Genomic DNA, 8,014 nt, shown 5'->3' with positions numbered 1-8,014 from the left:
GCCGCGCGTGTACTGCACGGCGCTCAGTCCGCCGGTCGGCGGGCGCAGCCGGTGGAGGTCGCCGTGCTGCACGAGCGGCCGGATCTCCTTGTAGAGAGCGATCCACTCGCGGGCCTCGGCGAGTTCCTCCTCGGTCCACTCGAAGAGGTCGCCGCCCACGCCGAGAACCCCGGCCATGGCGCTCACGAAGCGGAAGCGCAGGCTGCTGACCCGGTCGTTGAGCTGGGTGCTGGGGCTGTCGGTGACCCAGGCGGCCATCACGCGCGCGGGGTGGATCTGGCTGAAGCCGTGCTGGATGGCGAGCCGGTCGAGCGGGTCGGTGTTGTCGGAGGTCCACACCTGGTCCGTACGGCTGAGGATGCCGAGGTCGATCCGGCCGCCGCCGCCCGAGCAGGACTCGAAGGCGACACCGGGGTGGGCCTCCCGCAGTCGGTCCAACAGGGCGTACAGGGCGCGCACATGGTCGACCCAGAGGCGCTGCGGATAGGCGTCGCCGGGCCAGCCCGCGTCGGTGAAGCAGCGGTTGAAGTCCCACTTCACATAGTCGATCGGGGCGCTGGAGAGGAGTCCGTCGAGCTGCTCCCAGAGGTACTCCTGGACGTCCTCGCGGGCGAGGTTGAGGATGAGCTGATTGCGGAACTCCGTCCGCTTTCGTCCCTCCTGGTACTGCACCCAGTCCGGGTGGGCGCGGTACAGGTCACTGTCCGGGTTGATCATCTCGGGTTCGACCCAGATGCCGAACTGCATGCCCAGCGAGTGGACGCGGTCCGCGAGGGGCTTGAGGCCGGCGGGGAAGCGGTCCGGGTTGGGGGTCCAGTCGCCGAGTCCGGCGCGGTCGCTGGTGCGGGCGCCGAACCAGCCGTCGTCGACCACGAACAGCTCGACACCGGCCGCCGCCGCACGCTGTGCGAGCACCTCCTGCTGCTCCTCGGAGATGTCGAACTGCGTGGCCTCCCAGGAGTTGTAGAGCACCGGGCGGTCCTTGTCGGCGTCCGGGATGACGTGCGTGCGCTGGTAGTCGTGCCAGGTGCGGCTGGCGCCGCCGAAGCCGGCGTCGCTCCACAGGGCCGCGAAGAGGGGCGTCGTGAAGGACTCCCCGGCCGCGAGGCTCAGCAGCCCGGACTCGTCGTACCCGGCACCGCCGGTGATCTGCACGCGCGCGTCCGGGAGTTGGGCCACGGCGATCCGCCAGGACCCCGACCAGCCGAGGGCGCAGCCGTAGACCTCGCCGCGTTCCTCGGTCGCGTCGGTGTCGAGCGCGACCCAGGGGAGGTACTGGTGTCCGGTGTGGCCGCGGCGGCTGCCGATGACCTTCTCACCGTAGGTGAGGGGGGAGCGCACGAGCCGTGACTCGGCGGCCCAGCGTCCGTGCACGTGCGACAGCTGCCACTCCTCCCGGTCGGGCAGTGTCCAGGTGGCGGAGTCGGCGCGCAGCAGCTCCAGCGGCTCGGTCCCCTCGTTGTCGAGGACCGTCCAGCGTTCCACGACGTCGCCGCGCGTCCGGTAGTGCAGGGTGATCGCCAGTCCGGCGTCGCGGAAGCGGAGCCGCAGTTCGTCGCCGTCGGTGTCGTAGCGGTCGAAGGTCCACTCGGTGCCGCGCCGCTCCGGGGTGCGCACCGACAGGGCGGGGCGGACGAAGCGGGGGCCGCCCTCGACCGGGTACTCCTCGCGGCCGTCGAGCGGGGACTCGAAGGAGGAGCCGCCGGGGAGCGGGCGGGCGGCGAGTTCCTCGGCGTCGGCGAGCGCGATACGGGGACCCCAGTGGAGATGGAGCAGTTCGTCGCGCTCGGTGAGATGGACGGCGTAACTGCTCGTGGGGCCCGAAAGCACCCACGTACGGCCGTTCTCGGCGGTCTCCAGCATCAAGTCCCTCACAGATTCGAACAAGTCCACTCAAGCGCCAACATCATCAATGGTGCGGGACCTGCGAGGCAACGCCTGTGGAGAACTCATAACCTGTGGACACTCGTGTCACGCGTCCGGGTCAGCGATGACGGCCCGGTCCGGTCAGCACTCCGCTGAAGCCGGCCAGCACGGAGGGATTGTCGACCAGCCAGGCCCGTACCCGGTCCGCCCCGTGCCCGTCGGCCGGACCGGACCGGAAACAGGTGTCCAGGGTGTCGAGGAGAGCGCCGACCGTGCGGCGGGCCAGTGGCTCGCGCACCCGGTCGTGCGCCTTGGCGGCACGGTCCCGCCACAGCCGTGTCTCCTCGGCCGCCGAGGGGACGGGCGGTCCGAAGGCCGCGACGGCCACCATGCCGAGGGCGGACATCGCCCTGCGGTCGAGCGGTGCCGTGGGGCTGTCCCAGACACCGGCGAAGATCGTCCGGGCCTCCGGGAAGCGGTCCCCGTGGAAGGCGAGCGCTCCGCGCAGGACGGCCGCGGCGGCGCGGACGTCGTCCGCGCCGAGTTCGTCGGCGAGCCGCGCCACCTCCGCGAGCCGGTGCTCGGCGGTGGCGATCGCGCCCTCCCCGATGTCCAGGCAGACGATCCGCAGCGCGGTGTAGGCGTAGAGGGCGCGCGCGCCGATGGGGCGCAGCAGGTGGACGGCCTCGGTCCAGTGCTCGCGGGCCCGGTCGCGGAAGCCGCCGCTCTCGTCCGCGTCGCCGCGGAGCACGAGGGAGAACGCCCGCGCGTAGTCGTCGCCCGCGGCGCGCGCCGCCGCGACGGCGGTCCGGCCGTGCGCGCGGGCGCCGTCGATGTCGCCGCGCTGGAGGCAGTACGTCGTCCAGTTGGTCTGTAGGACCGCCCGGTCCCAGTGGAAGTCGGTGCCCGCGATGCCGTGCTCGGCCCGTGCGAAGAGTTCCTCCACGTCTTCGTGGCGTCCGCTCAGCATGGCGTGGAGCGGCTCGTGGCAGGCTCCCAGGACGCCGACGTCGGGGTTCTTCGCCCGTCGGCACGTCACCTGGTACTGGTCGATGAAGAGGCCGGCCTCGGCGTGCCGGCCGACGACATGACTGAGCCAGACGAGCCAGGTGAGCGCGCGGAAGAGCGCCAACTCGTCCTCCTCGGTGGGCTCCACGACGTCGTAGGCCCGCAGGCTGCGGCGCAGGCGGTCGATGCCCTCCTCCTCCCGGCCGCTGATGGTCCAGTAGTAGGCGCGTCCGGTTTCCAGGCCCAGGGCCTCGGCCGTTCTCGACCGGGCCATCAGGAGGTCCGAGGCCGCCCGGACGTTGGCGGACTCCGCGGTGTGCCGGCTGATCCACTCCCCTTGGCCGCCTGGCGCGGTGTCGTGCACGAAGCGCAGGGCCCACGCCATGAAGCGTTCCTCCGCCTCGGCCTCCCGCCCTTCGGCCCTGAGCCGGTCCAGCGCGTACTCGCGGACCGTCTCCAGCATCCGCAGTCGGCTCCCCTCGGGCGTCGGGACGGTGAACAGGAGGGATTTGTCGACCAGTTGGGCCAGCACCCGCAGGGTCTCGTGGCGGTCCGCCCCGGGGAGGGAGAGCGCCGTCTCCGCCGTGTCGAGGGAGCAACCGCCCACGTACAGGGCGAGTTCGGTCAGCACCCGCTGTTCGGTGGTGTCCAGGAGGGCGTAGCTCCAGTCGAGGACGGCACGCAGCGTGCGGTGCCGGGCGGGCGCGGTCCGCTTCCCCTTGGCCAGCAGGGCGAAGCGGTTGTCGAGGCGGCGTTCGATCTCGCGCACGGGCAGCAACCGCACATGTGCGGCGGCGAGTTCGACCGCGAGCGGCAGACCGTCGAGTGCCCGGCACAGCGAACGGACGTCGTCCAGCTCCGGCCCCTCCGCGCTGAAGTCCGGGTCGATCATGAGGGCCCGGGTGCCGAACAGCTCGGCGGCCTCGCCGTCGGACATCGGCTCCAGCGGGAACAGCCGCTCGCCCGCGACGGCCAGCGGCGCCCTGCTGGTGGCCAGCACGGTCAGCGCGGGGCACCGGCCGAGCAGGACCGCCACGAGCGGGGCGACCGTGTCGAGCAGATGCTCGCAGTTGTCGAGCACGAGCACGGCCTGACGCTCCGTCAAGAACGAGGTGAGCCGGTGCACATAGTCGTGCGGCGGCCGGTCGGGCCGTACCGCGGCGTCCGAAAGGCCCAGGGCCGCGGCGATGGCCGGGAGGACACCCGCGCCGTCCGCCGCCGCCAGATCGACCCACCACGCGGCGTCGTACGAGGACGTCATCGACGCACAAGTCTCCAGCACCAGCCGCGTCTTGCCGACACCACCGGGCCCTACGACGGTCACCAGCCGCTCCCGCGCCAGGGCCGCCCGCAATCCGTCGAGGTCCGCCCCACGGCCGACGAACGGGCCGAGGGGATGGTCGGGCCCGCCCCGCCCGGGCGCCGGACGGGAGTCGGCGGGTGCCGGGAGCAGTCGTACGGCGTCCGGGACCGCCGTCCCGGGGGACCGGTCGCGGGTGAGCAACTCCTCGTACAGGGAGCGCAGTTCCGGGGAGGGGTCGACGCCCAGCTCGGAGCGGAGCAGGCGGCGGCCCGCCTCGTAGACGTCGAGGGCCTCGGCGTGGCGCCCGCCGCGGTGGAGGGCGAGCATCAGGCGGGCCCGGGACCGTTCGCGCAGGGGTGCGGAGGAGACAAGTGCCGTGAGTTCGGGGACCAGTTCGGCGGCGCGGCCGAGTTCGAGACCGGCGGCGGCCGCGTCCTCCCGTGCGCCCAGGCGCAGTTCCTCAAGGCGCAGCCGTTCGGCGTCGAAGACCCGGCCCTTCAGATCGTCCAGGGCGCGGCCCCGCCACAGCTCAAGTCCCCGCCGTAGAGCGTCTTCCGCCTTCCGGTACGCGCCCGCCGCCAGCTGCTCGCGCCCTTCTCGGACGGCCGCCTCGAAACGGACCGTGTCGAGTTCGTCCTCCGGGGCCAGCACCAATTGGTAGCCGCCGTAACGGGATTGGAGGCGCCGGTCCCCGCCGTGCGCCGCGAGGGCCGCGCGCAGTTTCGTCATCTGGACCTGGAGGGCGTTGACGGGGTCCTTGGCCCCGCGCTCCTCCCACAGTTCGTCGATGAGGGTGTCGCGGTGCACCACCGCTCCCCCGGCCAGCAGGAGCCGGGCGACGATCGCGCGGGAGACGGCACCCGGCAGAGCGACGGCACCGCTCGCGTCGGCGAGCTCCAGGCGGCCGAGGAGTCGGAAGTGGATGCCGTCATCGTTCATGTCTCGACCTTCGTGCACGTCGGCCACCGTACGGAAGCGGTGGCGGTTACCCGCAAGGGTTGCTGGTACCCGTTGGGTACCATCGCTGGATGACGAAGACATCGGGCCTCTGCGACGACCCCAAGAGCGTCTATCTTGCCGCCTGCCCCTGCCGCGACATGCTGGACCTGCTCGCCAACAAGTGGAGCGCCCTCGCTCTCGGTGCCCTGGAGGGCGGCCCGCAGCGCTTCGGCGCGCTGCGCTCCCGGCTCCAGGGCGTGAGCCCCAAGGTTCTCACCCAGACGCTGCGCCGACTGGAGGACTACGGCCTGGTCGACCGCCGGATCTACGCCGAGGTGCCGCCCCGGGTCGAGTACAGCCTGACCCCGCTCGGCCTGGACGCCTGCGCGCCGCTCGCGCATCTGCGAACCTGGGTGGAGCAGAACATCGACCGTTTTCCTGATGCCGCCTGACCTGACCTGGATACTTCCTGATGGGAAGTAGGCTCCCTTGAAGGTTACTGCCTCCCGATGGATACCGTTCGGAGCGTGGTCGCGGCCCTTCACCGGCCACCGCACGAACCGAGGAGATCCATGATGAGCGTGACCCCGAAGACGATGCCCGCGGTCGGCTACCGCAAGAGCCTGCCGGTCGACGACGACGAAAGCCTGCTGGACCTCGAACTGCCCCTCCCGGAGCCAGGTCCGCACGATCTGCTGGTCCAGGTCGAGGCGATCGCGGTCAACCCGGTGGACTACAAGGTCCGGCAGGGCAACGACCCGGGCGGCGAGCCCAAGGTGCTGGGCTGGGACGCCGCCGGCACGGTCGTCGCGGTCGGCGACAAGGTCGAGCTGTTCGCGGTCGGCGACGAGGTCTTCTACGCCGGCGCGATCGACCGGCCGGGCAGCAACTCCCGTTTCCACGCCGTCGACGAGCGCGTCGTCGGCCGCAAGCCCCGCACGCTCTCCTTCGCCGAGGCGGCGGCACTGCCCCTGACCTCGCTCACCGCCTGGGAGGGCCTGTTCGAGCGCCTGGGTCTGCGGCAGAGTCCGGACCAGACCGGCACGCTGCTGGTGACCGCGGCGGCGGGCGGGGTCGGGGCCATGGTGGCCCAGCTGGCCCGAGCCCTCACCGGCCTGACCGTGATCGGTACCGCCTCCCGCCCGGAGACCGTCGAGTTCGCCCGCCGTATGGGCGTGACACATGTGGTCGACCACCATCACCCCCTGCCCGCGCAGGTGGCCGAGGTGGCACCCGGTGGCGTGGACCACATCTTCGGCACGGCCGGAACGGACCGGAACCTCGCCGCGTACGCCGAGATCCTCAAGCCGTTCGGCGACCTGCTCGCCATCGACGACTTCGGTGCCGTCGAGATCGGGCTGCTGAAGTCGAAGAGCATCTCCTTCCACTGGGAACTCATGTTCACCCGCTCCCTGTACCGGACCCCGGACCTGGCGGCGCAGCACCACGTCCTCGGCGAGATCGCCCGGCTGGTGGACGCGGGCAGCCTGCGGACCACGGCCACCCGGGACCTCGGCACGATCAACGCGGCCCATCTGCGCGAGGCGCACCGCGTCCTGGAATCCGGCGCCGCCATCGGCAAGGTGACGCTCACCGGATTCTGATCGGCCTGTGAACCTCCTTGTTCCTCGTCCCGTTTACCAAGCGGAAGAGGAAAAGGCTTTCTCGTAACCACGGAAAGATGACGAGCATGCGGGTCATGAGGTTCACGCCGGAGCAGCGCATCGATCACCTGCTCCGCTGGGCGGCGGAATGGAACGGGACGCGACGGGGACGAAGTATGTGGGCCTACTCGCTCAGCCTCGGGGGCTCCCATGCCCTGCTGAACGACTGGGTCAACAACGAGCGGCTCATGGATCTCCTCACCTCCGAGGAGAGGAGATCGGTACATGAGGCACGCGAGCGGGCGAGACAATAGCCTTCCCCGGTATTCCGAAGAGCGACGGGCACCGGATGTCTCCGGTGCCCGTCGCGTCGGTCAGTTCGAGGAACCGGACCGCCATTCCCCGCGCCACCGGCACGGTGTCGCGTGAGCGCGGATTTCCCTCCGAGTCGGAGAACCGTACGACGACGGGGGTCGGCGGCGGGCAGATCTGCGGGGATGCCGGACATGTCGTTCCTCCACGACGGCAGTGGGGTGCCGCCATGTTCCGGTACACGAGGAGGGCCGCGGAAACGGTTCACGCGCCCGAGTCGCACGCCCGGCACCGCCTACGGGGTGTAGCCCCGCTCCGCCAGCGCGGCCCGAAGTGCCTTGAGGGCCAGGTGTGTTCGGGACTTGACCGTGCCCGGCGGGATGCCCAGCATGGTCGCCGTGCGGGCCACCGACTGGTCCAGGAACTCGACGTGGACGAGGATCTCGCGGTGTTGCAGCGTCAGGTCCACCAAGGCCTCGCGCACGATCTTCCTGGTGAGCGCGGGATCCACGAGTTCCGGCCCTGGCAGGTCCCGCAGCGCGGTGTCGACCGTCTCCGGAGGGCGGGCCTGCCGGGCGCGGTAGCCGTCGATGACGAGGTTGCGGACCACGGTGACGAGCCAGGGCCGGATGCCCTCGGCCCCCGGGTCGAGGATGTCGGCGTGCTGCCAGGCGCGCAGGACCGCTTCCTGGACCAGGTCCTGGGCCTGGTGGCCGTCGCCCCGGAGCAGTCCGGTGGCCACTCTCAGCAGATACGCGCCGTGCTTGTCGTAGACGGCGCGGATGAACGCCTCGTCCCGTGCCTGTGCCCGTTCACGCGTCCCGCCGTCCGGGCGGGCCGGCCGTGTGTCCCGGATCGCTGTGCCGTGTTGCCTCATTGCCACGTTCCCCCAGTGCGCCGTGGGTCCTGCGCGGCGCACCAATTCGTTGAAAGCTGAACGGGGAAACCTTGGGAGGGACCTCTTGCCGGGCCCTTGATGTCC

5 protein-coding genes are annotated in these 8,014 nt (G+C 71.3%); 2 read left to right on the top strand and 3 right to left on the bottom strand.

Annotated features, from left to right (window positions below):
• On the bottom strand, positions 1 to 1,863 hold a 1,863-nt coding region (locus ACWIHT_RS14835), incomplete at its 3' end, for an alpha-galactosidase (RefSeq protein WP_456168101.1).
• Between the two features lie 121 nt (positions 1,864 to 1,984).
• A complete protein-coding gene (locus ACWIHT_RS14830; protein WP_456168099.1) occupies positions 1,985 to 5,116 on the bottom strand; it encodes an AfsR/SARP family transcriptional regulator in 3,132 nt (1,043 codons plus the stop codon).
• A 158-nt stretch (positions 5,117 to 5,274) separates the two neighbouring features.
• On the opposite strand from ACWIHT_RS14830, the gene ACWIHT_RS14825 reads away from it, so the two are divergent.
• Positions 5,275 to 5,568 carry a winged helix-turn-helix transcriptional regulator gene (locus ACWIHT_RS14825; protein ID WP_456168829.1) on the top strand — a complete coding sequence of 98 codons (294 nt, stop codon included), beginning with the start codon at positions 5,275 to 5,277 and terminating at the stop codon, positions 5,566 to 5,568.
• A gap of 123 nt (positions 5,569 to 5,691) precedes the next feature.
• The gene (locus tag ACWIHT_RS14820) at positions 5,692 to 6,720 is read left to right on the top strand and encodes a zinc-binding alcohol dehydrogenase family protein (protein WP_456168827.1); all 1,029 of its coding nucleotides are present in this window, start codon (positions 5,692 to 5,694) and stop codon (positions 6,718 to 6,720) included.
• A 607-nt stretch (positions 6,721 to 7,327) separates the two neighbouring features.
• On the opposite strand, the gene ACWIHT_RS14815 is transcribed toward ACWIHT_RS14820, so the two are convergent.
• Positions 7,328 to 7,909 carry a sigma-70 family RNA polymerase sigma factor gene (locus ACWIHT_RS14815; RefSeq protein ID WP_456168097.1) on the bottom strand — a complete coding sequence of 194 codons (582 nt, stop codon included), beginning with the start codon at positions 7,907 to 7,909 and terminating at the stop codon, positions 7,328 to 7,330.
• Positions 7,910 to 8,014: the final 105 nt, after the last annotated feature.

The organism is Streptomyces sp. NPDC002276, assembly GCF_053891435.1.
The sequence above is the reverse complement of the archived record's forward strand: the minus strand, read 5'-3'. Positions and strand labels throughout refer to the sequence as shown.